At 73.8% G+C, this 24,863-nt stretch carries 25 protein-coding genes, 1 tRNA gene and 1 other RNA gene; 12 read left to right on the top strand and 15 right to left on the bottom strand.

Annotated elements, in window-relative coordinates; all coding sequences use genetic code 11:
• The first annotated feature begins 27 nt into the window (after positions 1-27).
• A complete protein-coding gene (def, locus tag KZX45_RS02410) occupies positions 28-516 on the top strand; it encodes a peptide deformylase (RefSeq protein ID WP_248256097.1) in 489 nt (162 codons plus the stop codon).
• A gap of 130 nt (positions 517-646) precedes the next feature.
• Positions 647-1,147, top strand: coding sequence for a DUF3145 domain-containing protein (locus KZX45_RS02405; RefSeq protein WP_248256096.1), 501 nt, complete (start codon positions 647-649; stop codon positions 1,145-1,147).
• 60 nt (positions 1,148-1,207) lie between these two features.
• Here KZX45_RS02405 and KZX45_RS02400 read toward each other — a convergent pair whose 3' ends face one another.
• The 7 genes from KZX45_RS02400 to KZX45_RS02370 form a co-directional block, all read right to left on the bottom strand.
• Positions 1,208-3,784 (bottom strand): DUF4153 domain-containing protein, encoded by a 2,577-nt coding sequence (locus KZX45_RS02400; protein ID WP_248256095.1) that lies wholly within the window; start codon positions 3,782-3,784, stop codon positions 1,208-1,210.
• Entirely contained in the window at positions 3,781-4,470 is a 690-nt protein-coding gene (locus KZX45_RS02395; protein WP_248256094.1) for a response regulator transcription factor, read from the bottom strand. Before KZX45_RS02395 ends, KZX45_RS02400 begins: the two co-directional genes overlap by 4 nt.
• Before the next feature lie 127 nt (positions 4,471-4,597).
• Positions 4,598-5,830, bottom strand: a complete 1,233-nt coding sequence (locus KZX45_RS02390) for a beta-ketoacyl synthase (RefSeq protein ID WP_248256093.1) — start codon at positions 5,828-5,830, stop codon at positions 4,598-4,600.
• A gap of 110 nt (positions 5,831-5,940) precedes the next feature.
• A complete protein-coding gene (locus KZX45_RS02385; RefSeq protein ID WP_248256092.1) occupies positions 5,941-6,192 on the bottom strand; it encodes an acyl carrier protein in 252 nt (83 codons plus the stop codon).
• Positions 6,193-6,281: 89 nt separating this feature from the next.
• The gene (locus KZX45_RS02380; protein ID WP_248256091.1) at positions 6,282-7,298 is read right to left on the bottom strand and encodes a beta-ketoacyl-ACP synthase III; all 1,017 of its coding nucleotides are present in this window, start codon (positions 7,296-7,298) and stop codon (positions 6,282-6,284) included.
• On the bottom strand, positions 7,295-8,221 hold the full coding sequence (locus KZX45_RS02375) for an ACP S-malonyltransferase (RefSeq protein ID WP_248256090.1): 927 nt from the start codon (positions 8,219-8,221) through the stop codon (positions 7,295-7,297). Before KZX45_RS02375 ends, KZX45_RS02380 begins: the two co-directional genes overlap by 4 nt.
• 142 nt (positions 8,222-8,363) lie before the next feature.
• A complete protein-coding gene (locus KZX45_RS02370; protein ID WP_248256089.1) occupies positions 8,364-9,560 on the bottom strand; it encodes a CdaR family transcriptional regulator in 1,197 nt (398 codons plus the stop codon).
• 204 nt (positions 9,561-9,764) lie between these two features.
• Here KZX45_RS02370 and KZX45_RS02365 point away from each other — a divergent pair, with 204 nt between their 5' ends.
• A complete protein-coding gene (locus KZX45_RS02365; RefSeq protein ID WP_248256088.1) occupies positions 9,765-10,445 on the top strand; it encodes a hypothetical protein in 681 nt (226 codons plus the stop codon).
• Between the two features lie 228 nt (positions 10,446-10,673).
• Here the strand turns inward: KZX45_RS02365 and aceE are convergent, their stop codons facing one another.
• Positions 10,674-13,418: a pyruvate dehydrogenase (acetyl-transferring), homodimeric type gene (gene aceE, locus KZX45_RS02360; protein ID WP_248256087.1), complete on the bottom strand. Its 2,745-nt coding sequence runs from the start codon at positions 13,416-13,418 to the stop codon at positions 10,674-10,676.
• Between the two features lie 289 nt (positions 13,419-13,707).
• Between aceE and KZX45_RS02355 the strand changes: the two genes are divergently transcribed.
• From KZX45_RS02355 to KZX45_RS02330, 6 genes are all read left to right on the top strand, one after another.
• The gene (locus tag KZX45_RS02355) at positions 13,708-14,130 is read left to right on the top strand and encodes a DUF3052 domain-containing protein (RefSeq protein WP_248256086.1); all 423 of its coding nucleotides are present in this window, start codon (positions 13,708-13,710) and stop codon (positions 14,128-14,130) included.
• Positions 14,131-14,598 (top strand): redoxin domain-containing protein, encoded by a 468-nt coding sequence (locus KZX45_RS02350; RefSeq protein ID WP_248256085.1) that lies wholly within the window; start codon positions 14,131-14,133, stop codon positions 14,596-14,598. It begins immediately after the preceding gene.
• 71 nt (positions 14,599-14,669) lie between these two features.
• Positions 14,670-14,746 (top strand) — tRNA-Val (locus KZX45_RS02345).
• Between the two features lie 111 nt (positions 14,747-14,857).
• Complete coding sequence (locus tag KZX45_RS02340) at positions 14,858-16,042, top strand: Nif3-like dinuclear metal center hexameric protein (RefSeq protein ID WP_248256084.1); 1,185 nt, start codon at positions 14,858-14,860, stop codon at positions 16,040-16,042.
• Entirely contained in the window at positions 16,039-16,794 is a 756-nt protein-coding gene (locus KZX45_RS02335; protein ID WP_248256083.1) for a hypothetical protein, read from the top strand. Before KZX45_RS02340 ends, KZX45_RS02335 begins: the two co-directional genes overlap by 4 nt.
• Positions 16,791-17,330: a GNAT family N-acetyltransferase gene (locus tag KZX45_RS02330; RefSeq protein ID WP_248256082.1), complete on the top strand. Its 540-nt coding sequence runs from the start codon at positions 16,791-16,793 to the stop codon at positions 17,328-17,330. Before KZX45_RS02335 ends, KZX45_RS02330 begins: the two co-directional genes overlap by 4 nt.
• 44 nt (positions 17,331-17,374) lie before the next feature.
• Here the strand turns inward: KZX45_RS02330 and KZX45_RS02325 are convergent, their stop codons facing one another.
• Positions 17,375-18,157 (bottom strand): peroxide stress protein YaaA, encoded by a 783-nt coding sequence (locus KZX45_RS02325; RefSeq protein ID WP_248256081.1) that lies wholly within the window; start codon positions 18,155-18,157, stop codon positions 17,375-17,377.
• An 84-nt stretch (positions 18,158-18,241) separates the two neighbouring features.
• Here KZX45_RS02325 and rnpB point away from each other — a divergent pair.
• Positions 18,242-18,626, top strand: an RNA gene (gene rnpB, locus KZX45_RS02320) — RNase P RNA component class A.
• Between the two features lie 117 nt (positions 18,627-18,743).
• Here rnpB and KZX45_RS02315 read toward each other — a convergent pair.
• The 5 genes from KZX45_RS02315 to map form a co-directional block, all read right to left on the bottom strand.
• Positions 18,744-19,175 (bottom strand): hypothetical protein, encoded by a 432-nt coding sequence (locus KZX45_RS02315; RefSeq protein ID WP_248256080.1) that lies wholly within the window; start codon positions 19,173-19,175, stop codon positions 18,744-18,746.
• A 90-nt stretch (positions 19,176-19,265) separates the two neighbouring features.
• Complete coding sequence (locus tag KZX45_RS02310) at positions 19,266-19,478, bottom strand: PspC domain-containing protein (protein ID WP_248256079.1); 213 nt, start codon at positions 19,476-19,478, stop codon at positions 19,266-19,268.
• A 130-nt stretch (positions 19,479-19,608) separates the two neighbouring features.
• Positions 19,609-20,403, bottom strand: a complete 795-nt coding sequence (locus KZX45_RS02305; protein ID WP_248256078.1) for an MBL fold metallo-hydrolase — start codon at positions 20,401-20,403, stop codon at positions 19,609-19,611.
• Between the two features lie 5 nt (positions 20,404-20,408).
• Positions 20,409-21,176 carry a polyphosphate--glucose phosphotransferase gene (gene ppgK, locus KZX45_RS02300; protein WP_248256077.1) on the bottom strand — a complete coding sequence of 256 codons (768 nt, stop codon included), beginning with the start codon at positions 21,174-21,176 and terminating at the stop codon, positions 20,409-20,411.
• A gap of 77 nt (positions 21,177-21,253) precedes the next feature.
• On the bottom strand, positions 21,254-22,126 hold the full coding sequence (gene map, locus KZX45_RS02295) for a type I methionyl aminopeptidase (protein WP_248256076.1): 873 nt from the start codon (positions 22,124-22,126) through the stop codon (positions 21,254-21,256).
• Between the two features lie 42 nt (positions 22,127-22,168).
• On the opposite strand from map, the gene KZX45_RS02290 reads away from it, so the two are divergent.
• Positions 22,169-22,360, top strand: a complete 192-nt coding sequence (locus tag KZX45_RS02290; protein ID WP_248256075.1) for an SPOR domain-containing protein — start codon at positions 22,169-22,171, stop codon at positions 22,358-22,360.
• 35 nt (positions 22,361-22,395) lie between these two features.
• On the opposite strand, the gene panB is transcribed toward KZX45_RS02290, so the two are convergent.
• Entirely contained in the window at positions 22,396-23,286 is an 891-nt protein-coding gene (gene panB / locus KZX45_RS02285) for a 3-methyl-2-oxobutanoate hydroxymethyltransferase (RefSeq protein ID WP_248256074.1), read from the bottom strand.
• A gap of 232 nt (positions 23,287-23,518) precedes the next feature.
• Between panB and glnA the strand changes: the two genes are divergently transcribed.
• Positions 23,519-24,856: a type I glutamate--ammonia ligase gene (gene glnA / locus KZX45_RS02280; RefSeq protein ID WP_248256073.1), complete on the top strand. Its 1,338-nt coding sequence runs from the start codon at positions 23,519-23,521 to the stop codon at positions 24,854-24,856.
• The last annotated feature ends 7 nt before the right edge of the window (positions 24,857-24,863 follow it).

The following is a 24,863-nucleotide window of genomic DNA, read 5'->3' as shown; positions in this document are numbered from 1 at the left end:
CGGCCCCGGCGTGAAACGATACGCAGCATGGCGATGCGTGAGATCCGAGTCGTCGGCGACCCCGTGCTGCGCACCCCGTGCGAGCCGGTCACCGAGATCGATGCCCGAGTCCGGTCCCTCGTGGAGGACCTCCTGGAGACCGTCGACGAGGACGGACGGGCCGGTCTCGCGGCGAACCAGATCGGGGTGAACCTCCGTGCCTTCTCCTGGAACATCGACGACGAGATCGGCTACGTGCTCAACCCGCGCATCGTGGAGCTCTCCGAGGACGAGTTCCAGGACGGCGACGAGGGCTGCCTCTCCGTCCCCGGGCTGTGGTTCCCGACCAAGCGCGCCTGGTACGCCCGGGTCGAGGGCATGGACCTCGACGGCCGGCCCGTCGTCGTCGAGGGCGAGGAGCTCATGGCGCGCTGCCTCCAGCACGAGGTGGACCACCTCGACGGGATGCTCTACCTCGACCGGCTCGAGCGCAGCGTGCGCAAGAAGGCGATGAAGGCGGTCCGCGAGCAGTTGTGACCCCCAGGGTGTGGCGCGCCGCACGGGTTTCGGGCATGATGGGCCCTGTTCGCCGCGCGAACATGTCACGCCTGGTCAGGCGAGAGGTCGTTGGGGAAGACGTACCTCGAACAGACCAGGAGGAGTCGACATGAGTGGTGCCTTTACCCGCGGCGTCATTTTCGTGCACTCTGCGCCCCGTGCGCTGTGCCCGCACATCGAGTGGGCCGCGGGCACGGTGCTCGACACCCGCGTGTCGTTGGAGTGGACGCCACAGCCTGCCGCGCCCGGCATGTTCCGGGCCGAGCACTCCTGGGTGGGACCGGTGGGAACCGGTGCACGGCTCGCCTCGGCGCTGCGCGGCTGGACGCACCTGCGCTACGAGATCACCGAGGAGGCGAGCCCGGGCTGCGACGGCGGACGGTGGTCGCACACCCCCGAGCTCGGGATCTTCCACGCCCAGACGGACGCGCACGGCAACGTCGTCGTCCCGGAGGACCGGGTCCGCGCGGCGCTGGCCCACGCCGCCGACCCCGCGCGCCTGCGCCACGAGCTGGACCTCGCGCTCGGGCAGGCCTGGGACGACGAGCTCGAGCCCTTCCGCTACGCCGGGGCCGGTGCGCCGGTCCGCTGGCTGCACCGGGTGGGCTAGACCGACCACGACGACGGCGCCGCCTCACCGGGGAAGGGAGGCGGCGCCGTCGTCGTCCGCTCAGGGGCAGCCGGACCGGTCCGCCCCCGCAGCAGGCGCGAGGCCCGCGGCGCGCGCCCGCCCCAGGTTCCACGAGAGCAGGTCTCGGGGGGCGGCGTCGTCCGGCACCCCGACGGCGCAGCGGGCGAGCCGTGCGGGCAGGCCGTCGACGATGGCCGGGGTGGCGTCCGGGCCGAGGGTGGCGAGGTAGTGGGTGTCGATCTTCCCGGTCTCCTCGTAGCGCTCGATGTTCTGCCGCGCCACCCAGCCCTCGGGGTTGGCCAGCCCGATCGCCAGGAGGAACGCGGCGCCGGAGGCGAGCGCCGCCCGCGGGAGCCAGGCGGCCGACCAGCGCCAGCCCGCCACCATGACCAGCACGACCACGAGGCCCAGCCACAGCTCGAAGGCGTCGACCAGCACCCGCAGCACCGTGAAGCCGAACGCCTGCTGGTACACGGCCATCCGGAACAGGGCCGAGGCGACCACCACGAGAGTCAGCAGGCACAGCGCGCCAAGCACGACCCGCAGCAGCAGCCGGTCGCGCGGGGTGCCCCGCGGCGCCTTCCGCACGGCGAGGGCCACGGTCGCCAGGGTGAGCGCCGTCGCCACCGTGAGCTGGCCGAAGCCCTGGTGGACGTAGTCGGCGTAGCTCAGGCCGGTGACGCGGCGGACGTAGTCGTGGCCGCCCCACATCGCGGACGCCTGCGCCGTCACGAACGCGGCGAAGACCGCGACGACGCCGCCCACCGGGACCAGCCACTCCCACGCCCGCTTCACGGGCCTCGGCGCCGGCAGGCCCAGGCGTTCCACCTGCGGCGGGTTGAGCGCCACGTAGCAGCCGGTCAGGACCACCCCGGCGACGGCGGCGAGCACGAAGGACCGGAAGATCAGCGAGTCCCACGCGAGGTCGGGCACCAGCGCCGCCACCCAGGACCCGAAGATCGCGTCACCCGAGGCGAAGAGACCGCCGAAGACCACCAGCGCCGCCAGGGAGACGGCGGCGGTGCGGAGCACGGGCCACAGCAGGCGGTGGCCGCTGGTGGCGGTGAGCGTGCGGCCCAGCAGCGGGAGGCCGCGGACCGCCGCGAGCATCCACGACGCCGCGGCGGCGGTCATCGGCACGAGCCGGCGGGCGCCGGTGAGCGCCGTGGTGACCAGGACCGCTGTGACGAGCATCCCGAGGACCGCGAGCCACTCGGCGGCCCGGAGCACGACCAGAGAGCCCAGCCCCAGGCACAGCGCCGCCGAGAAGAGCGTCCACGGCCGGGTCCGGCGGACGGAGCTGCGCAGCACCAGGGCCCCGCCCAGCAGGAGCACCAGCAGGAGTCCCAGCCCGAGCGGCCGTTCGGGCAGCACCGCGGCGGCGAACGCCCCGACGGCCAGCGCGCCGAAGAGCGCCACCGGGGCGGTCCTCGGACCGCTCTCGGGCCACAGCGCTCCGAAGACCGACTCCGTCAGCGTCGCCCGGGCCGGCGGGGCGCCGTCCGCGGTCGGCAGCGGGTCGGGCACGGGCCGCCGCGCAGGCGGGCCGGGCACGGCGGGGGAGGCGGGTGCGGACACGGTGTGCTCCTCGGGAGTGGTGGCGGGGGGCGCCGGGGTGCGCGGCAGGACGACCCGGACCCGGGCGCCGTGGCCGTCGGGGAGGGGCGGCAGCGAGGCGATCGAGCCGCCGTGCAGGTCGCAGATCCAGCGGGCGATCGCGAGACCGAGCCCGGTTCCGCCCCCGTCGTCGGCCGTCCAGAAGCGACCGAAGACCTGCTGGGCGCGCTCCGGGGGGATGCCGGGCCCGTCGTCGGCGACCTCGAGGTACCACTCGGCGGGCGAGTGCGCGCCGGCGCTGACGGAGACCTCGCCGCCGGCGGGGGAGTGCCGGGCGGCGTTGTCGAGCAGGTTGACGACCACCTGGGTCAGCCGAGCGGCGTCGCCCTGGACGACCAGGTCGGGGCTGACCGTCGTGACGAAGCGGATGTCGCGGGCGATGCGGGCCTCGGCGACCGCGCGCTCGACGAGGTCGGCGACGGCGACCGGTCCGAGGGAGAGGGTCGTGGCGCCGCCGTCGAGACGGCTGAGGTCGAGCAGGTCCGCGACGAGGTCGCCGAGCCGCTCCGACTGGGCCAGCGCGCTGCCGAGCGCGGCGTCGTCGGGGCGGACGACGCCGTCGACCAGGTTCTCCAGCAGGGCGCGCTGCGCGGCCAGCGGCGTGCGCAGCTCGTGGGAGACGGTGGCGATGAGCTGGCGGCGCTGCTGGTCCGCGGTCGCGAGGTCGACCGCCATCGTGTTGAACGCCCGGGCCAGCGTGCCCACCTCGTCCGCGGAGGTCGCGGTGACCCGGGTGGAGTAGTCGCCCGTCGCCATCCGCGCGGCGGCGTGGGTCATCTCGCGCAGCGGGGAGGTCATGCCGCGGGCGAGCCACTGGGTGACGGCGAGGGCGGCGGCCACCGTGACCGGCACGGTGAGCCAGGGCGGCACGCCGGCGCGGTCGCCGATCTCCGAGACCAGCGACGCCGCCACGATGCTCAGCCCGACGAGGACGCCGAACTTGACCTTGACGGAGCCGATGCCGTCCAGCGGGCGGTCCCCCCGGGAGGTCACGCTCATGCCTCGACGGCGTAGCCGACGCCGTGGACCGTGCGGACCCGCGAGGGCCCGATCTTCGCGCGCAGCGCCTTGACGTGGCTGTCCAGGGTGCGGGTGCCGCGGGCGTCCGCCCAGCCCCACACCTCGCTCATGAGCTCCTCGCGGCTGCGGACGGTCCCCGGGGCGGTGGCGAGCGCGACGAGCAGGTCGAACTCCAGCGGGGTCAGGTGCACCGGCTCGCCGTCGACGCTGACGCGGCGCCCGGCGCGGTCGACGGCGAGGTCGCCGACGACGAGGCGGGGCACCGACGTCCCGGCCAGCTCGCTGGCCCGGTCGACGCGGCGCAGGAGCGCACGGATCCGCGCGACCACCTCCCGCAGGCGGAAGGGCTTGGTCACGTAGTCGTCCGCGCCGACGCCCAGCCCCACCAGGACGTCCGTCTCGTCCACGCGGGCGGTGAGCATCAGGACGGGCACCGGGTGCGTCGCCTGCACCCGCCGGCACACCTCGAGCCCGTCGAACCCGGGGAGCATGACGTCGAGAACCACCAGGGCGGGCCGGTGCTCCGCGTGCGCGGCCACCGCGCCGGGCCCGTCGTAGGCCTGGACCACCCGGAAGCCCTCGGCCACCAGGCGGTCCGTCAGGGCCTGGTTGATCGTCGGGTCGTCCTCGACCACGAGCAGGGTCCGTGCGGCGTCCTCGGTCATGCCCCGAGCCTAGGAGCGGCCCGCTGGAGGTCCTGACCGCGCCGTGTGGAGATTGTGTGCAGAGTTCCGCCGGACGGACGACGACGGCGCCCCGTGGGAGGGAGCGCCGTCGTCGTGCGGGGGACGGTCAGGCCGAGGTGACCACCAGGGCCACGTTGTGACCGCCGAAGCCGAACGCGTTGTTCACGGCCGCGATCTGCCGGTCCGGCAGCGCGCGCGGGGTGTCACGCACCAGGTCGATGGTGATGTCGTCCTGGAGGTTGGCCACGTTGATCGTCGGCGGGGCCTGCCGCTCGCGCACGGCCAGCACGGTGAGGACCGTCTCCAGGGCGCCCGCCCCGCCGAGCAGGTGGCCGGTCATGGACTTCGTCGCGGAGACGGCGGTGGCGTCGCCGACGACGCGGCCGATCGCGGCCGCCTCGACGCCGTCGCCGGCCGGGGTGGAGGTGGCGTGCGCGTTGACGTGCACGACGTCCTCGGCCTCGACCCCCGCGTCCGCCAGGGCGATCCGCATGGCCCGCTCCTGCCCGGCGCCCGTCGGGTCCGGCGGCGCGATGTCGAAGGCGTCGGCGCTCATGCCGACCCCGGCGAGCACCGCGTGCACGCGGGCGCCGCGGGCGGCGGCGTGCTCGGCGGACTCGAGCACCACGATGCCCGCGCCCTCGCCCATGACGAAGCCGTCCCGGTCGACGTCGTAGGGGCGCGAGGCGCCCGCCGGGTCGTCGTTGCGGGTGGACAGCGCCTGCATCTTGGCGAACGCCGCGAGGGGGAGCGGGTGGATGGCCGCCTCGGTGCCGCCGGCGATGACGACGTCGGCGCGGCCGCTGCGGATCATGTCCACGCCGTAGGCGATCGCCTCGGCGCCGGAGGCGCAGGCGGAGATGGGGGCGTGGGCGCCGGCCTTCGCCCCGAACTTGACGGAGATGTTCGCCGCCGGGGAGTTGGCCATGAGCATGGGCACGGTCAGCGGCATGACCCGCCGGGCGCCCTTCTCCTTCACGACGTCCCAGGCGTCCAGGATCGTCCACACGCCGCCGATGCCGGAGCCGACGACGGCACCGAGGCGCTCACCGTCGACCTCGGGGCTGCCGGCGTCCTCCCAGGCCTCGCGGGCCGCGACGAGGGCGTACTGGGCCGAGGGGTCCATGCGTCGCACCTCGGGGCGGGGCAGGACGGTGTCGGCCGGGACGGCCAGGGTGCCGGCGAAGTTCACGGGGATCTCGTACCGCTCGGCCCAGTCGTTCTCCAGCGTGCGCACGCCCGACTTGCCGGCCAGGACCATGTCCCAGGTGGTGGCCACGTCCCCGCCGAGGGGGTTCGTGGTGCCCAGACCGGTGATGACGACGGTGGGCTGTGCCATGCGTTGCTCCAGAGGCTCGGTGGGACCGCCCGGCTGGGCGGCGGACGGGACGGGTGGCAGGGGAGAGGTGCGGCGCGGGGGTGCACCGGCCGGTGCACCCCCGGCGGACCTCAGGCCTGCTGGGCGCTGTTGATGTAGTTGACGGCGTCCTGGACGGTCTTGAGGTTGCCGACCTCCTCGTCGGGGATGCGCACGTCGAACTTCTCCTCGGCCAGCGTCGCGATCGTCATCATCGAGAGCGAGTCGACGTCGAGGTCGTCGGTGAAGGACTTCTCGGCGGTCACGGACTCGGCCGGCAGGCCGGTCTCCTCGTTGACGATCTCGGCCAGGCCGGCAAGGATCTCCTGCTCGCTGTAAGCCATGGGGTGCTCCGTTTCGTTGGTTGCTGCTGATTTGTCGGTTGACAGTCTGGAGGGGGTGGCCACCCGCCCGCCACGCGGGCGCGCGGGGCTCAGGGCAGTACGACGACCTGGGCGGCGTAGGCGAGGCCGGCGCCGAAGCCGATCTGCAGGGCGATGTCCCCGCTCTTGGCCTGCCCCTCGCGGAGCAGCCGTTCGGTGGCGAGCGGGATGGACGCCGCCGAGGTGTTGCCGGTCTCGGCGATGTCCCGGGCCACCACGACGTCCTCGCGCAGCCCGAGCTTCTTGACCATGTGGTCGATGATCCGCATGTTCGCCTGGTGGGGGAGGAACACGTCGATGTCCTCCGGCTTCAGCCCGGCCGCCTCGATGGCCTGCTCGGCCACCGGCGTCATCTGGAACACCGCCCACTTGTAGACGGACGGGCCCTCCTGGCGCAGCGTGGGCCACTCCACCTCGTCGCCGGGCTCCGCGTTGCGGTAGTCGAGCCACGAGTGGGTCTGGCGGATCATCGTCGACGCGGAGCCGTCCGAGCCCCACACGGTGCGCCCGATCCCCGGCTCGTCGGACGGTCCGACGACGGCCGCGCCCGCGCCGTCGCCCAGGAGGAAGCTGATGGAGCGGTCCGTCGGGTCGATGAAGTCCGACATCTTCTCGACGCCGATGACCAGCACGTGGCGGGCGGTGCCGGCGCGCACGAGGGCGTCGGCCTGGGCGATGCCGTAGGCGTACCCCGCGCAGGCGGCGGAGATGTCGTAGGCGGGCGCGGGCGTCGCCCCGATGCGGTCCGCGATGACGGCGGCGAGGGACGGCGTCTGCTCGAACCACGTGACGGTGGAGACCAGGACGGTGTCGATGTCCGAGCCCTCCAGCCCGGCGGCGGCCAGCGCGTCGCGGGCGGCCGCCTCGGCGAGGTCGGCGACGGTGACGTCCGCGCCCGCCCGGCGCCGGGACACGATGCCGGTGCGCTGGCGGATCCACTCGTCCGAGGAGTTGATGGGACCGACGATGTCGTCGTTGACGACGACGTTCTCGCCCCGCACGCCACCCACCCCCAGGATGCGGGCGTGCTGGACGGGCTGCGCGGCGCGCAGGGTCGGTCGGGTCATCGGTTTCCTCCGTGGCGGGTCATCAGGTCGCGTGCGGCGGGCAGGTCCTCGGGGCCCTTCACGGCCACGGTTTCCACCCCCGGCAGCGTACGTCGTGCGAGTCCGGTGAGGACGCCGCCGGGGCAGAGCTCGACCACGCCGGTCACCCCCAGGGCGAGCAGCTGTTCGCAGCACAGGTCCCAGCGGACCGGGTTCGCGACCTGCGTCACCAGCCGCTCGAGCGTCTCGGCGCCCGAGGTGACGACGGCGCCGTCGGCGTTGGACAGCAGCGTCAGGCGCGGGTCGGCCGGGGCCAGGGACGCCGCGGCGTGCCGCACCGTGTCGACGGCGGGGCCCATGTGCTCCGTGTGGAACGCGCCGGCCACCTGCAGCGGGATGACCCGGGCGCGGGCGGGCGGGTCGGCGGCGAGGGCCTCGAGCTGCTCTGCGGTGCCGGCGGCGACCACCTGGCCGCCGCCGTTGACGTTGGCCGCGGTCAGCCCGTGGCGGGCCAGCGCCTCCGCCACCTCCTCCGGCTTCCCGCCGACGACGGCGGTCATGCCGGTGGGACGGGCGGCGGCGGCGTCGGCCATGGCCCGGCCGCGCTCGCGCACGAGGACGAGGGCCTGCTCGTCGGTGAGCACCCCGGCGACTGCGGCGGCGGCCAGCTCGCCGACGGAGTGGCCGGCCGTGACGTCGGCCTCGGGCACGTCCTCGAGCGTCAGGGCGTGCAGGCTGAGGAGGGACGCGGCGACGATGAGCGGCTGTGCGACGCGGGTGTCGCGGATGGTGTCCGCGTCCGCGGTGGTGCCCAGGGCGACCAGGTCGAGCTCGGTGACCTCGGCGTAGCGCTCGAGCCGCTGCCGGAGCTCCGGCACCTCGAGCCAGGGGGCGAGCATGCCGGGGGTCTGGGCGCCCTGACCAGGGCAGAGGAGGGCTAGCACCGTCCAACCATGCCAACCGCGCCCCCGGTGCCCGCGCCTACGACGCCTACGAAGTCGAAACGGACCTGTTGTCGCTTCCCTACAAACGCGTGGCACAGGTCACGGGACGGCCCGGCGCGCCGTGACTCGCCCGCGGCGGCGGTCACAGCAGCCCGCTGTGGTGGGAGCCGCTCTGCGCGAGGCGGCCGACCGCCAGCGCCACCTGCAGGACGAAGCCCTCGCGGGCGTCGGTGGGGTCCCACCCGACGACCTGCCCGATCCGGCGGAGCCGGTAGCGCACGGTGTTGGGGTGGACGTACAGCGCCCGCGCGGCGCCCTCGAGCGAGCGGCCCTGGGCGAGGTACTCCTCGAGGGTCTGCACGAGCGGTCCGCCCGCGGCCACCAGCGGCCGGTAGAGCTCCTCGACGAGGGTGCGCCGCGCGAGCGGGTCGCCGTTGAGCATCCGCTCGGGCAGCAGCTCGTCGGCGGGCACGGGCCGGGGCGCCCCGGGCCAGGCGTGGACCGCGAGCAGTCCGGCCAGGGCGGCGCGGGCCGAGCGGCCGGCGTCGCCGACCTCCCGCACCTCCGGGCCCAGGACGACGGGGCCGGGACCGAAGCGGGGCAGCAGGGACGCGGCGGCGGCGCGCAGGTCGCCCTCCCCGCCCAGCACGACGACGACGCGGTCGCCCTGGATGCCGACGAGGGCGTCCTGGGCGGCGCGGCGGCAGGCCCGGCGCAGGTCGGCGGTGCGTCGCTCGTCCATCTCCGCGGGCGCCTGGCCGACGACCACCAGCGTGCCGCCGCGGCCGGACCAGCCGAGCGCGCTGATCCGCGCCCGCAGCGACTCGTCGCCCCCGCGCACGAGGGAGTCGACCACCAGCGCCTCCAGGCGCGCGTCCCAGGCGCCGCGTGTCTCCGCCGCCCGGGCGTAGACCTCGGCGGCGGAGAAGGCGACCTCGCGGGAGTACAGGAGGACGGCGTCGCGCAGGTCCCGCTGCTGCCCGGGCTCCGCGAGCTGGACGGCGTTGTCCTCCACCACCTCCACCACGATGCGGACGAGCTGGAGGGTGTGCTGCAGCGAGATCGAGCGGGTCAGCTCGGGCGGCGCGGCCCGGAAGATCTCCTGCGCGTTGTACGTGCCGGCCTGCGGCTCCTCGTACCAGGTGATGAAGGCGGCGATGCCGGCCTGGGCCACGAGCCCGATCCACGAGCGGTCCTCGGCGGCGAGCTGGCGGTACCAGTCCAGCTCCGCGTCGAGTCTCCTGAGCGCCGCGGACGTGAGCATGTCGGTCCCGCCGCGCAACCTGCGGACGACGTCGGAGCTGCCGACCTCGCGCCCGGCGCGCTCGCTCGTGGTCATGGGGGCGAGCATAGGGCAGGAGTGCGCCACGCTTGTCGGATGCCTACAAAGCGGCGCCCGGCCCGCGCAGCCCGCTCGCCGGGCCGGGCGGGCGGCGCCCGGCCGCCGCCGGCGGGGGCGCCCCACCGTCCGGGAGGGGCACCGGCGCGCCCGGCGTCGGACGATCACCCGGCGGCCCGAGGGTCCACCGGATAGGGTCGGGGCATGTCGCTGATCGCACGCCTGCGCGCCATGCTCAAGCGGAAGACGCCGGTCAACCGGGTCGGTGCCCGCCGCCCGTCCGCCGTCGCCCGCTCCGCCGACGCTCCCCGTGAGGACGCGCTGCGCGCGAAGCTCATCGAGGACCCCAACGACATCGAGGCCTTCAAGGGCCTCGCGGAGATGGTGCGGCGGCGTGCCGCCGGCGCCGCCCCGGCCGACCCGCTCACCGCCGACCACCAGCCCGCCGACCGCGACCGGGCGGCCGACCTCGCCGTCTGGTCGCTCGCCGAGGAGATCGCCGGGAACCCCCGCTCCTGGTACGCGCTCGTCGAGCTCGCCCGGCTCTCCCTCGCCGACGACCACGAGGGCGCGATGCGCCGGCTCGCCGGTGCGTGCGAGCGGGAGCACACCGGGGTGGCCGTGGCCGAGTCCGTGCGGATGCTGCGCGAGGCGGACCTCCCCGGCGAGGCGCTCGGCCTCGGTGTCGGGCACTGGTCGCCGCGCGAGCACGTGGTCGACGCCGGTGTGCAGGTGGTCCGTGCCGCGCTCGAGGCGCGCCGGCCGTCCGAGGCCCGCCGTCACCTCGAGGCGCTCTCGCAGGCCCAGGACAGCGAGGCGGCCGCCCGCGCGGTGGCCGCGCTCGAGCCCGAGGTCGCCGCCGCGGAGGCGGCGTCGAACGCCTGACCCTCCGCAGCCCGCACCCGCAGCAAGCCCGGTGAGAAGTCACGAACGAACACGTGGCATCTCTCCGGGCTTGTCCGTCCGACGGGCCGGGTGGGCCTGACGGGCCGGCGGTCCTTGCGGGCCGGGTGGGCCCGGGGACGGGCGACGGCGACCCGCGGGACAGGGGAGAACGACGACGACGGGCCCCGCCGACCGGGTGGTCGACAGGGCCCGTCGGGCGTTCAACCGTCAGGCGTCGCCGCCCGCCGTGCCGGACTCGCCGGCGTGGACGTTGAACAGGTCGTACTTCTCGATGGCCTGACGCGGGACGTCACGGTCGATCTCGCCGCGGTCCGCGAGGGCCTGGAGCGTGCGCACCGTCATCGAGTGGGCGTCGATGAACAGCTGACGCCGTGCGGCGGGGCGGGTGTCGGAGTAGCCGAACCCGTCCGCGCCGAGGGTGTAGTAGTCGCCGGGCACCCAGGACCGGATGGAGTCCTGGACCTGGTGCTCGTAGTCGCTGGTGGCCACGTAGGGGCCGCCCGCGTCGCGGAGCCTGCTGGTCACGTAGGCCTCGCGGCGCTCATCCTGCGGGTGCAGGAAGTTGTGCTTGTCCGCCTCGAGGCCGTCGCGGCGCAGCTCGTACCAGCTCGTCACGGACCACACCCCGGCCCGTACGCCCCAGTCCTCGGCGAGGAGCTCGCGGGCGTGCAGCGCCCACGGCACCCCGACGCCGGAGGCGAGCAGCTGGGCCCGCGGGCCGTCGCCGTCGGGCTCGGCGAGGCGGTAGATGCCCCTGAGGATGCCCTCGACGTCGACGTTCTCCGGCTCGGCCGGCTGGACCATCGGCTCGTTGTACACCGTGAGGTAGTACATGACGTTCGGGTCGCGGGAGTCCTCGCCGTACATCCGCTGCAGACCGTCACGCACGATGTGGCGGATCTCGTAGGCGTACGCCGGGTCGTAGTGCACCATCGCCGGGTTGGTCGAGGCCAGCACGGGAGAGTGCCCGTCCATGTGCTGCGTGCCCTCGCCCGCCAGGGTGGTCTTGCCGGCGGTCGCGCCGATGACGAATCCGCGGGCCAGCTGGTCGCCGGCGGCCCAGAACTGGTCGCCGGTCCGCTGGAACCCGAACATCGAGTAGAAGATGTAGACGGGGATCATCGGCTCGCCGTGGACGGCGTAGCTCGTCCCGACCACCTGCATCGCGGCGGCCGAGCCGGCCTCGTTGATGCCGGTGTGGAGGATCTGCCCCTGCTCGGACTCCTTGTAGCTGAGCATGAGGTCGTGGTCCACGGACGTGTAGTTCTGCCCGTGCGTGTTGAAGATCTTCGCGGTCGGGAAGATCGCGTCGAGGCCGAAGGTGCGTGCCTCGTCGGGGATGATCGGCACGATCCGCCTGCCGATCTCCTTGTCCTTCATCAGCTCCTTGAGGAGGCGGACGAAGGCCATGGTCGTGGCGATCTCCTGGTGCCCGGAGCCCTTGGCGAGGATCTCGTAGGGCTTGGCGTCCGGCAGGGTGAGGTGCTTCTCCGTCGTCGGCCGCTCGGGCACGAACCCGCCGAGGGCCTTGCGGCGCTCGAGCATGTACTGCAGGGCCTCGTCGGACTCCTCCGGCCGGTAGTACGGCGCGTTGTACGGGTCCTCGAGCTCCTCGTCCGAGATGGGGATGCGAAGCGCGTCACGGAGCATCTTCAGGTCCGTGGTCTTCATCTTCTTCATCTGGTGGGTCGCGTTGCGGCCCGCGAAGCTCGGGCCGAGCCCGTAGCCCTTCACCGTGTGGGCCAGGACGACGGTCGGCTGACCGGTGTGCTCCGTCGCGGCCTTGTAGGCGGCGTAGATCTTGCGGTAGTCGTGACCGCCGCGCTTGAGCGCCCAGATCTCGTCGTCGGTCATGTTCTTGACGAGCTCCTTCGTGCGCGGGTCGCGACCGAAGAAGTGCTCGCGCACGTAGGCGCCGTCGTTGGCCTTGTACGTCTGGTAGTCCCCGTCGAGGGTGTTGTTCATGAGGTTGACGAGGGCACGGTCCTTGTCGGCGTTGAGCAGGGCGTCCCACTCGCGGCCCCAGATGACCTTGACGACGTTCCAGCCGGCCCCGCGGAACTGGGCCTCGAGCTCCTGGATGATCTTGCCGTTGCCGCGCACCGGACCGTCGAGGCGCTGCAGGTTGCAGTTGACCACGAAGGTGAGGTTGTCGAGGTTCTGCTGGGCGGCGAGCTGCAGCATGCCGCGCGACTCCGGCTCGTCCATCTCGCCGTCGCCGAGGAACGCCCACACGTGCTGCTGGGACGTGTCCTTGATGCCGCGCTCGTGCAGGTAGCGGTTGACCCACGCCTGGTAGATGGCCTGGGCGGGGCCCAGTCCCATGGAGACCGTGGGGAACTCCCAGAAGTCCGGCATGCGGCGCGGGTGCGGGTAGGAGGGCAGTCCGCGGCTGCCCTCGGGGTGGGAGTACTCCTGGCGGAACCCGTCCAGGTCCGCCTCGGTGAGCCGGCCCTCGAGGAAGGCGCGGGCGTAGTTGCCGGGGGAGGCGTGGCCCTGGAAGAAGACCTGGTCGCCGCCGCCGGGGTGCTGCTTGCCGCGGAAGAAGTGGTTCATCCCCACCTCGTACAGCGTCGCGACGGACGCGTAGGAGGAGATGTGCCCGCCGACGGAGACGCCGGGGCGCTGCGCACGCGTGACCATCACCGCGGCGTTCCAGCGGATCCAGCCGCGGTACTTGCGCTCCACCGCCTCGTCACCGGGGAAGTACGGCTCCTCGTGGACGCCGATGGTGTTGACGTACGGGGTGTTGATGGGGTTCGGGACGGCGACCGAACGTTCCCGCGCCCGCTGCAGCAGGTTGAGCAGGATGTACCGCGCGCGGGGACCGCCACGCTCGTCGATCAGTCCGTCCAGCGACTCCAGCCACTCCTGGGTCTCCTCGGTGTCGATGTCCTTCACCTGGCTGAGGAGTCCCTTGATCAGCGGCGAGGACTCGTCTCGTGAACTCACGCGTTCCCTCTTTCGTTGGGCGTCGACGGTGACGACGCGGGGCTGTGCCACACCTTCGTTCAGGGTAGGACCATTGTCTTACCTTGACCGGGGTCAAGGCGAACCTTGGGTCTGGGCGGACGTGTGAGACTGCCGACACCGGCGCCCTTCAGGCCCGCCGCGCGGTACGTGCGCCGTCCTGCGGGCTTGCGCGAGGGGCGCGCACTACGGTGGGCTTGACCACACCACCCGCGCACGCGGGTCGGGAGCACAGGCCGCGCTGCGGCCGGACGGAAAGGTTAGGACCAACGTGGCAGTCAGCGCGGGCGCGGGAGCCGGCAGCAAGTTCGGCTTCACCACCGGGCAGGTGATCCAGGAGTTCCTCTACGACGACGACGCCGACCCCGCCGTCCGTGAGGCCGTCGAGGAGGCCACCGGTACCGAGCTGGTCGACGAGGAGTACGGCGACGTCTGCGACGGCACCCTCATCTGGTGGCGGGAGGACGACGGCGGGCAGGAGGACCTGACCGACCTGCTCGTCGACGCACAGGCGAACCTCGACAACGGCGGCCTGATCTGGGTTCTCACGCCCAAGCCGGGCCGTCCCGGGCACGTGCGGCCGGCGGACATCGAGGAGGCCGCACGCACCGCGGGGATGCTCGCCACCTCCGCGACGTCCGCGGGTGAGAGCTGGTCGGGGATCCGGATCGCCGCGCGCAGCCGGGGCCGCTGAGTGGCGCAGCCGCTCCTCGTCGGCGACCTCGCCCCGGACTTCGAGCTGCCGGACACGCACGGCACCCCGGTCCGGCTGAGCGCGCTGCGGGGCGGTCCGGTGGTCGTGGTCTTCTTTCCGTTCGTCTTCTCCCGCGTCTGCACCTCCGAGCTGGGCGAGCTGCGGGACAACCTCCCGGAGTTCGCCGGCCGGGGCGTGCGGGTGCTGGCGATCTCGACGGACGCGATGTTCGCGCAGCGCGCCTGGGCGGAGTCCGAGGGGTTCGGGTTCGACCTGCTCTCCGACTTCTGGCCGCACGGGTCGACGGCGCGCGCGTACGGCGTGCTCGACGAGTCCAGCGGGCACGCGCTGCGCGGCAGCTTCCTCGTCGACGCCGAAGGAGCGGTGCGCTGGGCGGTCGTGAACCCGCGCGGCCAGGCCCGCGAGCTCGACGACTACCGCGCGGCGCTCGTCACCCTCGGCCGCTGAGGCCGCGCCGCACACGGTGTGCGGCCGTCCGCCCGCTCTGCTCTAGGCTGTGGCGGGCGCCTCGGCGCCAGGGGCCTGTAGCTCAGTTGGTCAGAGCGCCGCGCTTACACCGCGGAGGTCGTCGGTTCGAGACCGGCCGGGCCCACCAGGTGCGCGGGGTCGGGTCCTGCTGCCTGCCGCTCCACCTCGGCGCACGCTCGCGCCGTCCCGACGGCGCCGCGCACGGGCCGCCGCCGGGCGGGCACTAGGCTCCTCAGGCATGCCGGAACTGACCCTCGCCGACGTCGTGGACCTCCTCGAGCGGCACTACCCGCCCTCGACGGCCGAGGACTGGGACGCCGTCGGCCTCGTGGTGGGCGATCCCACGGCTCCCGTGCGGACCGTCCTGCTCGCCGTCGACCCGACCGAGGAGGTGGTCGCGGAGGCGCTGGCGCTGGGTGCCGACCTGCTGGTCACGCACCACCCGCTGTACCTGCGCGGCACGTCCTCCGTGGCGGCGACGACGCCCAAGGGCCGGTCGGTGCACGCCCTCGCCAGGGGCGGTTGCGCCCTGTACGCGGCCCACACCAACGCCGACGCGGCGGCCGACGGCGTCGCCCAGGCGCTGGCCGACCTGCTGGGCCTGGAGGGGACGACGCCGATCGACCCGCTGCCCGGGGACCGGCTCGACACACTCGTCACCTTCGTCCCTCGGGAGGCGACGGCGGCGGTGCTCGACGCCCTCGCCGACGCCGGCGCCGGCCGGCTCGGCGACTACGAGCGCGCCGCGTTCACCTCGCCCGGCACGGGCACGTTCCGGCCGCTGCCCGGGGCGAACCCGACCGTCGGCGCCGTCGGGGCCGTCGAGGAGGTGGCCGAGGACCGGCTGGAGATCGTGCTGCCCCGGCACCGGCGCGAGGCGGTCCTGGCGGCGCTGCGCCGCGCCCATCCGTACGAGGAACCCGCCTTCACCCTGGTCGCCCAGGCCGCGGCCGGGGCGAGCACCGGCACCGGACGGATCGGCCGGCTCGCGACACCGACGACCCTGCGGGCCTTCGCGGAACGGGTCGCGCAGGTGCTCCCCGCGACGGCGCAGGGCATCCGCGTGGGCGGCGACCTCGACGCCGAGGTGTCCACGGTCGCAGTGTGCGGCGGAGCCGGGGACTCACTGCTCGGCCGGGTCCGTTCCCTGGGCGCCGACGTGTACCTGACGGCGGACCTGCGCCACCACCCCGCCTCGGAGCACCTCGCGGGCGGGCGCCCGTACCTGGTGGACGCGACGCACTGGGCCAGCGAGTGGCCGTGGCTGCCGCGCGCCGCCGAGGTGCTCCGGAGCGGCGCCACCGCCCGCGGCACTAGGTTGGACGTGCACGTCTCCACGCTCGTCACCGACCCGTGGGACCTGCACCTGGCACAACAGCACAGCAGCGAGCCTGGCTCGTCGACCGAAGGAGCACGCCCGTGACCACCGCCCCACCGCAGGAACAGCGACGGCTGCTCGACCTCCAGGCGCTCGACACGCGTCTGGCCAAGCTCGCCCACCAGCGCCGCACCCTGCCGGTCCTCGCCACCCTCGCGGAGCTCGAGGGCCGCGGCGAGGACCTCCACCGGGCACAGGTCGAGGCGAGGACCCTCGCCGCTGACACCCGCCGTGAGCTGACCAAGGCCGAGGCCGACGTCGAGCAGGTGCGCGCCCGCGCCACCCGGCACCAGGCCACGCTCGACTCCGGCAAGGGACTCTCCCGCGAGCTGGTGGCCCTGCAGACCGAGCTCGCCCAGCTGGCCGAGCGCCAGAGAGTCCTCGAGGAGATCGAGCTGGAGGTCATGGAGCGGATGGAGGCGGCCGAGGCCCGGGTGACCGAGCTCGACGCGCAGGAGCGCGCGATCGCCGCCGACGTCGAGCGGGCCACCGCCGAGCGGGACGCCGCCTGGGCCGAGATCGACGCCGAGGTCGCGACGACCCGCGCCGAGCGGGACCGCGTCGCCGACCAGATCGATGCCGAGCTGCTCGACCTGTACGAGTACGCCCGGTCCCGCACCGGCGGACTCGGCGTCGTGGCGCTGCGGGGCCACCGCACCGAGGGCGCCCAGGTGGACTTCTCCCTCAGCGAGCTCGCCGCCATCGACGCCGCCGGCCCGGACGAGGTCATCGTCTCCGAGGAGCACGGCTACGTCCTCGTCCGCCTGGACGAGAACGGCGCCTCCGGCCGGGCGTGACCGCGGAGGCCCTGGTCGGCACGGTCGGCATCCGGCCGCTGCGGCCGGGAGACGGCCCCGCCCTCGCCCGCGCGTACGCCCGCAACCGCGAGCACCTGGCGCCCTGGGAGCCGCTGCGGCCGGAGTCCTGGTTCACGCAGCGGGGCCAGGAGGACCACGTCGGCCGGCTCATGGGGGAGCGCGCCGCGGGCAGGGCGCTGCCCTGGGTGCTGCTCGACGGCGACCGCGTGGTCGGGGCGATGACCGTCAGCGGCATCGTCCGCGGGCCGTTCCTCAGCGGGAACCTCGGCTACTGGGTGGACGGCACCGTCACCGGCCGGGGCGTCGCCACCGCGGCCGTGGCCCACGTCCTCGCGGCGTGCGCCCGGGACGGGCTGCACCGCGTGCAGGCCGGCACGCTGGTGCACAACGCCGCGTCCCAGACGGTGCTGCGCCGCAACGGCTTCGACCGGATCGGCCTGGCGCCCCGTTACCTCCTGATCGCCGGTCGCTGGCAGGACCACGTCCTGTACCAGCGACTCCTCGGCGACGGCTGACGGTGGGGATTCCCCGCGCGGCCTGTCGCCGGGGACTGACGGACCTACGGCCGCTCGACGAGGGTGAGGGTGCGCCGGCCGCCCGGGCCCTCGGCGAGCTCGACGGCCTGCACCGTGCCGTCCGCGCGGAGCTCCTCGGCCGCGCCGGCCAGCTCGTCCGCGGTCCGCGGGGGTCGTCCCGCCCGGGTCAGCAGGTGATGGGTCAGGAGCCCGCGCGCGTGCTTGGCGTTGTGGGAGACCACCTGGCGGCGGCCGTCCTGCTCGCGCACCACCTGAACGAGCACGTGCTCCGCCGCACGGGGCGGTCGCCACGCGGCGGCGTAGGCGGCCGAGCGGCAGTCCACCACGACGTCCCCCGCCGCCTCCTCGTCCAGGACGGTGCCGAGCCGGTCGCGCCAGTACGTGGAGAGCCTGCCGGTGCCGGGCAGGTCGGCGCCCATGGACAACCGGTAGGCGGGCACCCGGTCGCCGGGGGCGAGCACGCCCCACAGGCCGGAGAAGATGCGCACGCTCCGCCCGGCCCGCCGGCGGGCGGTCCCGGTGAGCTCGGGCAGCCGGGCGGCGGCATAGAGCACCCCGCTGTAGACGCGGGCGGCGGGGGCGGCGTGGGCGGTGCGCAGCGCCGTGTTGCGCCGCACCTCGTCGGCGACGCGCGCACCGACCCCGAGCACCTTGGCGCCGTCGGGTCGGGCGGAGACGGCGGCGAGCTCGTCGAGCAGCCGCTCCCGGGCGTCGGTGAGCGTCGGGCCGGAGAGGGTGGACAGATCGACCGGGGCGCCGCTGGTCGGCGCGGACTTGCCCTCGGAGGGCGGGAGGAGCAGGAGCACCGGCGGATGGTAGCCCGGCGGCCCTCGCGCCCGGCGTGCCGGCCCGTCCGCCGGGACGGGGGGCCGGTACCATGGGGGTGCGGATGAGTCGGCCAGGCGGTCGCGTCGCACCGGTCTCGGCCGGTGCGCCGAGGAACGTCCGGGCTCCGTAGGGCAGGGTGGTGGGTAACACCCACCCGGGGTGACCCGCGGGAAAGTGCCACAGAAAGCAGACCGCCTCCCTGGTCCGCCAGGGAGGTAAGGGTGAAACGGTGGTGTAAGAGACCACCAGCACGGCGGGTGACCGTCGTGGCTCGGTAAACCCCACCCGGAGCAAGACCAGACAGCAGGCGTTCGAGGGCGGCCCGCCCGAGCCTGCGGGTAGGTCGCTGGAGGCGTGCGGCGACGCACGTCGTAGATGGATGGCCGCCACTGCGGTGCTGGTAACGGCGCCGCGGGACAGAACCCGGCGTACCGGCCGACTCATCCGCCCCCCTCTGGAGGTGGGCGCCCGCCCCGCTCCTGCGGGCGCTGCCGACGGCGACCGGGCAGGCGTTGCCGTCTCGCGCCGGTGCCGCTCAGCTACCTGCTTCGGGCAGGCTCGGCCTCAGCGGACGACGGCGATCCAGAGCGAGGGGTCCTCGGCGAGCTGCGCGGCGGTGTAGCTGTACACGTGCTCGCGGCTCGGGAAGTCGGGGTGCCGGAGCGTCAGGGTGTAGGTCTTGGCCTCGGGCAGGCCGTCGAAGTTCACCGTCCAGGAGCAGCCGCGCTCGGTGGAGGCGGCAGGATCGGTGAGCGTCGCGGACGCGAGGACCTGCCCGGCGCCGTCAGTGAGCTCGACCTCGGTGCCGTCGAAGAACGTCTCCCGGTAGGTCTCCGCGTCGCACTCGGCGCCCTTGCGGGTGGACGCGTCGGAGAGCACGACCTCGAGCGACTGCGGCACCTCCGCGGCACGGGGCATGGCCGTGGTAGCCAGCACGGTGAGACCGGCCGCGGCGATGACCGTGACCGCGCCCCAACGCATGTGTCGGTTGAACATCGGCCCTCCCTCCGTGCCCTCAGATCGCTTCCCAGGATACCGGAGCGAGGGCGTCTGACCGCTGTGCGTTCGGCCACGGCGCGGCGCGCGTCAGTACTCGTTCGGCATGAGGATCCACAGGATGAAGTACACGAGGAACTGGCTGCCGGGCAGCACCATGAGCAGCAGGACGAAGAGCAGCCTGGCCACCCACGGACTGAGCCCGAAGCGTCGCCCGAGCCCGGCGCAGACGCCGGCGATCACTCGGGTGTCGCGGGGGCGTACGAGGCCGGTGCGGCCTACGGACTGGCGGATGTCGGTCATGACGGGTCCTTTCGATGTCGTCGTGACAACGATCCCGCACCGCGGCCGGTGGCACATCCGGGTCCAACCCTGATCCTGACCCTGGCGCGCCCCGGACCCGGCCCGGGACGACGGGGCGGGCCACGTCGGGTCAGCGGACCAGGACTGCGGCCGCCTGCCGTTCGTGCTCGCCGTGCAACCAGGGATCGGCGAGCCGCGGATCCTGCTCCGGACCGATGCTCCGCCCCGCGGCCAGCGCCTCCAGGTAGCGCCGGTCGGCGGCCAGCCGGTCGAGCGCCTCCTCCCGGCCCGCCGGGTGCCCGTGGCCCGGGACGAGCACCCGGACGTCCGGCCCGCGCAGCACCTCGGCGAGACGGTCCAGTCCGGTCGCGTAGTCCTCGACCGGGTCGACGGCGTCGAGGTCGAGCAGAGGTATCTCCAGGTCGGAGAGCATGTCGCCGGCCACGAGAGCCCCGGCGACCACCAGGGCGGCGTGCCCCGGCGCGTGCCCCTCGTGGCGCACGACCCGCGCCGGCGGCCCCTCCCACGGCAGGTGCGTGGCGTCGTCGGGCAGCGCGGCGAACGCGCCGGGCCAGGACGGCCCCGTGGCGTGCTCACCGGCCTCGGCCCGCAGCTCGGTGTTCTTCCGGCGCATCGACCCGGCGGCGCGGGCGGTCGCCCACCGGGGCACCTCCTCGCCGAGCGCGGGGTGCCAGAGCAGGTGGTCCCAGTGGGGGTGGGTGGTGAACGCGGCGACGGCGCGCAGGCCGCGGTCGGCGAGGGCGGCCGCCAGGCCGGCCAGCTCGTCCGTGGTGAGCGCCGGGTCGACCAGGAGGCAGCCGCCCGCTCCGAAGCCGGTGACGACGGTGGAGGTGGTGGTGTACCGCGCCGCCGTCGCGACCAGGACCCCGGGGACGACCTCGTCGAGCCGACGAGCGGTGGCCATCGGGCTCAGCGGTAACCGTGCGCGGCGAGGTGGGCGGCCCCCACGATCCCGGCGGTGTTGCGCAGGGCCGCGGGCACGAGCGGTGCGGTGGTGCGCAGCAGGGGGAGGAACTTCTGGTGCTTCTTGCTCACCCCGCCGCCGACGACGATGAGGTCGGGGGAGAACAGCATCTCCACGGTCTCGTAGAACCGCTGGAGGCGTCCGGCCCACTCCTCCCAGCTCAGACCCTCGTTCTCCTTCACCGACGAGGCGGCGCGGTCCTCGGCGTCGTGGCCGTCGATCTCCAGGTGGCCGAGCTCGGTGTTGGGCACCAGCGTGCCGTCGACGATCAGGGCCGAGCCGATTCCGGTGCCGAGCGTGGTGACCAGGACGACGCCGGGCACGCCCTTCGCGGCGCCGAAGACGACCTCGGCGACCCCGGCGGCGTCGGCGTCGTTGACCCCCACGACCGGCCGCCCGACCGCCTCGCTCATCAGCGCGGGGACGTCCACGCCCTTCCACGACTTGTGGAGGTTGGCGATGAAGGGGACCACGCCGTGCTTGATCGGGGCGGGGAACGTCAGGCCGATCGGCGTGGTGGCCGGGATGTCGAACGCGGACACCAGCTCGGCCACCGTGGCGGCCACGGCGAGGGGCTTGGAGGGTTCCGGCGTCGGGATGCGGACCCGCTCGGCGGCGAGCTCGCCGGTCACGAGGTCGACCGGTGCTCCCTTGATGCCGGAGCCACCGATGTCGATGCCGAAGCCGACGGCGGGCGCTGCGGGCTGGGTCATGGTGCTCCTTGGTTCTCGGTGCTCGGCCCGGTCGGCGGAGCGTCTGCTGGGGATCGGTCAGCGGTGGCTGTGGCCGGTCAGGGAACGGTGAGCACCTCGGCGCCGTCCTCGGTCACCACGATGGTGTGCTCCCACTGGGCGGTCCGGGCGCGGTCCTTGGTCAGCACGGTCCACCCGTCGTCCCACTGCTCCCACTCGATGTCGCCGAGGGTGAGCATGGGCTCGATGGTGAAGACCATGCCGGGCACCATGACGTCGTCGTAGCGCGGCGCCGAGTCGTAGTGAGGGATCACGAGGCCGGAGTGAAAGGCCTCGCCGACGCCGTGCCCGGTGAAGTCGCGGACCACCCCGTAGTCGAAGCGGCGCGCGTACGACTCGATGACGCGACCGATAACGTTGACCGCCCGTCCCGGGCGGACGGCCTTGATGCCCCGCTCCATGGCGGTCCTGGTGCGCTCGACGAGCAGGTGGGACTCCTCGTCCACCTCACCGACCTCGAACATCGCGTTGAGGTCGCCGTGCACGCCGTCGAGGTAGGCGGTGATGTCCACGTTGAGGATGTCTCCCTCCTCCAGGACGGTGGAGTCCGGGATGCCGTGGCAGATCACCTCGTTGACCGAGGTGCACAGCGACTTGGGGAAGCCCATGTACTCCAGCGTGGACGGGTACGCCCCGTGGTCGGTCAGGAACTCGTGGCCGATGCGGTCGAGCTCGTCGGTGGTCACGCCGGGTGCGACGTGCCGGCCCACCTCCTCCAGCGCGCGGGCCGCGAGCCGGGACGCGCGGCGGATGCGTTCGACGGTCTCGGGCGACTTCACGTCGGAGGCGGTGACGCGCTCGGGACCGGTGCGTCCGACGTACTCCGGGCGCGGGATCGACGCCGGGACGGGCCGGACGGGGGAGACGGTTCCTCTGGTCAGGGTGCCCCGTGGGGCGCGGTCGGCGAGCATGGTGGCAGTGTACGGACCACCGTCTTCACCCCTGGAGGAGAGATGACCGCCGAGCCCCGCGAGTTCTACTACAACCTGTCCACCGGCGAGGTCGAGGAGGGCAAGGTGCACGGCGCGACCAACCGCATGGGGCCCTACCCGAGCGCGGAGGAGGCCGCCCAGGCGCTGGCCCGGGCCGAGGCCCGCAACGAGAAGTGGGCCGAGGAGGACGAGGCCTGGGAGGACGAGCAGTGAGCCGGGGGCCGGCGGGGACGCCGGCCCCCGGGCCGTCAGGACTCGTACGCGTGGTCCGCCGACGGGAAGGTGCGGTCGTGCACTGCCTGCGCGTAGGCCTGGGTGGCGGCTGAGAGCTCCCGGCCCACCTCGCCGAAGCGCCGGGCGAAGCGGGGTGACCAGTCGGTCATGCCCGCCATGTCGGTCCAGACGAGCACCTGGCCGTCCACCTCGGAGCCGGCCCCGATGCCGATGGTCGGCACGGGAAGGACCTCGGTGACCCGGGCGGCCAGCGGGGCCGGGACCATCTCGAGGACGACGGCGACCGCGCCGGCGTCGGCCAGCGCGAGGGCGTCGCCGACGAGCCTGTCGGCGGCCTCGTTCCCGCGGCCCTGCACCCGCTTGCCGCCGAGGATGTTCTCCGCCTGCGGGGTGAAGCCCAGGTGCCCGACCACCGGGATGCCGGACCGCGTCAGCAGGCGCACGTGCTCGGCCAGGTGCTCCCCACCCTCGAACTTCACGGCGTGCGCGCCGGCCTCCTTGAGCATCCGCACCGCCGTCGCCAGGCACTGGGCCGGCGAGGCCTCGTAGGAGCCGAACGGCAGGTCCGCCACCACCAGCGCCCGCTGGGCGGTGCGGGAGACCGCACGGACCGCGGGGATCATGTCGTCGACCGTCACCGGGATCGTGCTCGGGTGGGCGTGCATGTTGTCGCCGATCGAGTCGCCCACCAGCAGCATGTCGATGCCCGCCTGGTCGAAGATCCGGGCGGTGACGGCGTCGTACGCCGTGAGCATCGTCAACCGCTCGCCGCGCTCCTTGGCCTGGCGCAGGTGGTGCACCCGGACCCGGCGGGGCGTCTGCCCCGCTGCGGGGGCGGCGCCGGCCCGGCCGGCCTGGGCGGAGCCGCCGGTGGGCGACTGCTCGGGTGGGACGCTGGAAGTCATCTGCTCTCCTGGTCGGCGGCGCGGGGTCGCGGGCCGGACGGAGGCCGTCCGCCGTCGCCGGTCCGCGGTGACATGGCCTCACCCTATTGCCGACGGCGACCGGACGCGGGCCCGCGCCGGACCGGGCGAGGCGCGGGGCAGCGGCCCGCGTGCGCCATGATGGGACAGTGCGGCGGCCAGGCCGCACGCCGCCGGCCGCCGGCGGTGCGACACCGACGCAGGGAGCCGAGAGATGGACAAGCAGCAGGAGTACGTCCTCCGGGCGATCGAGGAGCGGGACGTCCGCTTCATCCGTCTGTGGTTCACCGACGTGCTCGGCGTGCTCAAGTCCGTCGCGATCGCCCCCGCCGAGCTCGAGGGCGCCTTCGCCGAGGGCATCGGCTTCGACGGTTCCTCCATCGAGGGTCTCTCGCGCGTGTACGAGTCGGACATGCTCGCCAAGCCCGACCCCTCCACGTTCCAGGTGCTGCCCTGGCGCGGCGACGAGAACGGCGTCGCCCGGATGTTCTGCGACGTGCTCACCCCCACCGGCGAGCCCGCACGGTCCGACCCGCGCGGCGTGCTCAAGCGCGCGATGAACAAGGCGGCCGAGGCCGGCTTCACCTTCTACATCCACCCCGAGATCGAGTTCTACCTCTTCCAGAACGTGACCTCGCCGCAGGACCCGCTGGTCCCCATCGACACCGGCGGCTACTTCGACCACGTGGCGCGCGGCACGGCGCACGACTTCCGCCGGGACGCCATCACCACGCTGGAGTCCATGGGCATCTCGGTCGAGTTCTCCCACCACGAGGCCGGCCCCGGCCAGAACGAGATCGACCTGCGCTACGCCGACGCGCTGAGCATGGCCGACAACATCCAGACCTTCCGCACGGTCATCAAGGAGGTGGCGCTGCGCCAGGACGTGCTGGCCACCTTCATGCCCAAGCCGCTCGTGAACGCTCCCGGCTCCGGCATGCACGTGCACATGTCGCTGTTCGAGGGCGACCACAACGCGTTCCACGACCCGGCGGGGGAGTTCCAGCTCTCCGCCACGGCACGCTCGTTCATCGCCGGCCTGCTCCACCACGCCTCCGAGATCACCGCCGTGTGCAACCAGCACGTCAACTCCTACAAGCGGCTCTGGGGCGGTGACGAGGCGCCCGCCCACGTCTCCTGGGGTCACAACAACCGCTCCGCCCTGGTGCGGGTGCCGATGTACAAGCCCGAGAAGGGCGGTTCGGCACGGGTGGAGTACCGGGCGCTGGACTCCGCCGCGAACCCGTACCTCGCCTTCGCTGTGCTCCTCAACGCCGGGCTCAAGGGCGTCGAGGAGGGCTACGACCTGCCCGAGGGGGCCGCCGAGGACGTCGCGGCGATGAGCCAGGCCGAGCGCAAGGCCCTGGGCATCCGGTCCTTGCCGGCCTCCCTGCGCGAGGCCGTCGAGATCATGGAGTCCTCCGAGCTGGTCGCCGAGACCCTCGGCGAGGACGCCTTCGAGTTCTTCCTGCGGAACAAGCGCACGGAGTGGCAGGAGTATCGCAACCAGGTCACCCCGTACGAGCTGCAGCGGTTCATCCCCGCCCTGTGAGGGCGCC

It is taken from the genome of Georgenia sp. EYE_87 (assembly GCF_023148685.1).
In the GTDB taxonomy this organism is placed as follows: Bacteria; Actinomycetota; Actinomycetes; order Actinomycetales; family Actinomycetaceae; genus Georgenia.
Note: the sequence above shows the minus strand (reverse complement) of the source record. Positions and strands in the feature narration are given on the sequence as shown.

Excerpts from the sequence above, each read along its gene's own strand:
- KZX45_RS02315 (WP_248256080.1), bottom strand. The coding sequence starts at position 19,175 with ATGTTCAACCGACACATGCGTTGGGGCGCGGTCACGGTCATCGCCGCG.
- KZX45_RS02370 (WP_248256089.1), bottom strand. The coding sequence starts at position 9,560 with ATGACCACGAGCGAGCGCGCCGGGCGCGAGGTCGGCAGCTCCGACGTC.
- ppgK (WP_248256077.1), bottom strand. The coding sequence starts at position 21,176 with ATGACCCAGCCCGCAGCGCCCGCCGTCGGCTTCGGCATCGACATCGGT.
- panB (WP_248256074.1), bottom strand. The coding sequence starts at position 23,286 with ATGACTTCCAGCGTCCCACCCGAGCAGTCGCCCACCGGCGGCTCCGCC.
- KZX45_RS02290 (WP_248256075.1), top strand. The coding sequence starts at position 22,169 with ATGACCGCCGAGCCCCGCGAGTTCTACTACAACCTGTCCACCGGCGAG.
- KZX45_RS02305 (WP_248256078.1), bottom strand. The coding sequence starts at position 20,403 with ATGGCCACCGCTCGTCGGCTCGACGAGGTCGTCCCCGGGGTCCTGGTC.
- glnA (WP_248256073.1), top strand. The coding sequence starts at position 23,519 with ATGGACAAGCAGCAGGAGTACGTCCTCCGGGCGATCGAGGAGCGGGAC.
- KZX45_RS02310 (WP_248256079.1), bottom strand. The coding sequence starts at position 19,478 with ATGACCGACATCCGCCAGTCCGTAGGCCGCACCGGCCTCGTACGCCCC.
- KZX45_RS02395 (WP_248256094.1), bottom strand. The coding sequence starts at position 4,470 with ATGACCGAGGACGCCGCACGGACCCTGCTCGTGGTCGAGGACGACCCG.
- KZX45_RS02400 (WP_248256095.1), bottom strand. The coding sequence starts at position 3,784 with ATGAGCGTGACCTCCCGGGGGGACCGCCCGCTGGACGGCATCGGCTCC.
- KZX45_RS02390 (WP_248256093.1), bottom strand. The coding sequence starts at position 5,830 with ATGGCACAGCCCACCGTCGTCATCACCGGTCTGGGCACCACGAACCCC.
- KZX45_RS02340 (WP_248256084.1), top strand. The coding sequence starts at position 14,858 with ATGCCGGAACTGACCCTCGCCGACGTCGTGGACCTCCTCGAGCGGCAC.
- def (WP_248256097.1), top strand. The coding sequence starts at position 28 with ATGGCGATGCGTGAGATCCGAGTCGTCGGCGACCCCGTGCTGCGCACC.
- KZX45_RS02365 (WP_248256088.1), top strand. The coding sequence starts at position 9,765 with ATGTCGCTGATCGCACGCCTGCGCGCCATGCTCAAGCGGAAGACGCCG.
- map (WP_248256076.1), bottom strand. The coding sequence starts at position 22,126 with ATGCTCGCCGACCGCGCCCCACGGGGCACCCTGACCAGAGGAACCGTC.
- KZX45_RS02385 (WP_248256092.1), bottom strand. The coding sequence starts at position 6,192 with ATGGCTTACAGCGAGCAGGAGATCCTTGCCGGCCTGGCCGAGATCGTC.
- KZX45_RS02380 (WP_248256091.1), bottom strand. The coding sequence starts at position 7,298 with ATGACCCGACCGACCCTGCGCGCCGCGCAGCCCGTCCAGCACGCCCGC.
- KZX45_RS02405 (WP_248256096.1), top strand. The coding sequence starts at position 647 with ATGAGTGGTGCCTTTACCCGCGGCGTCATTTTCGTGCACTCTGCGCCC.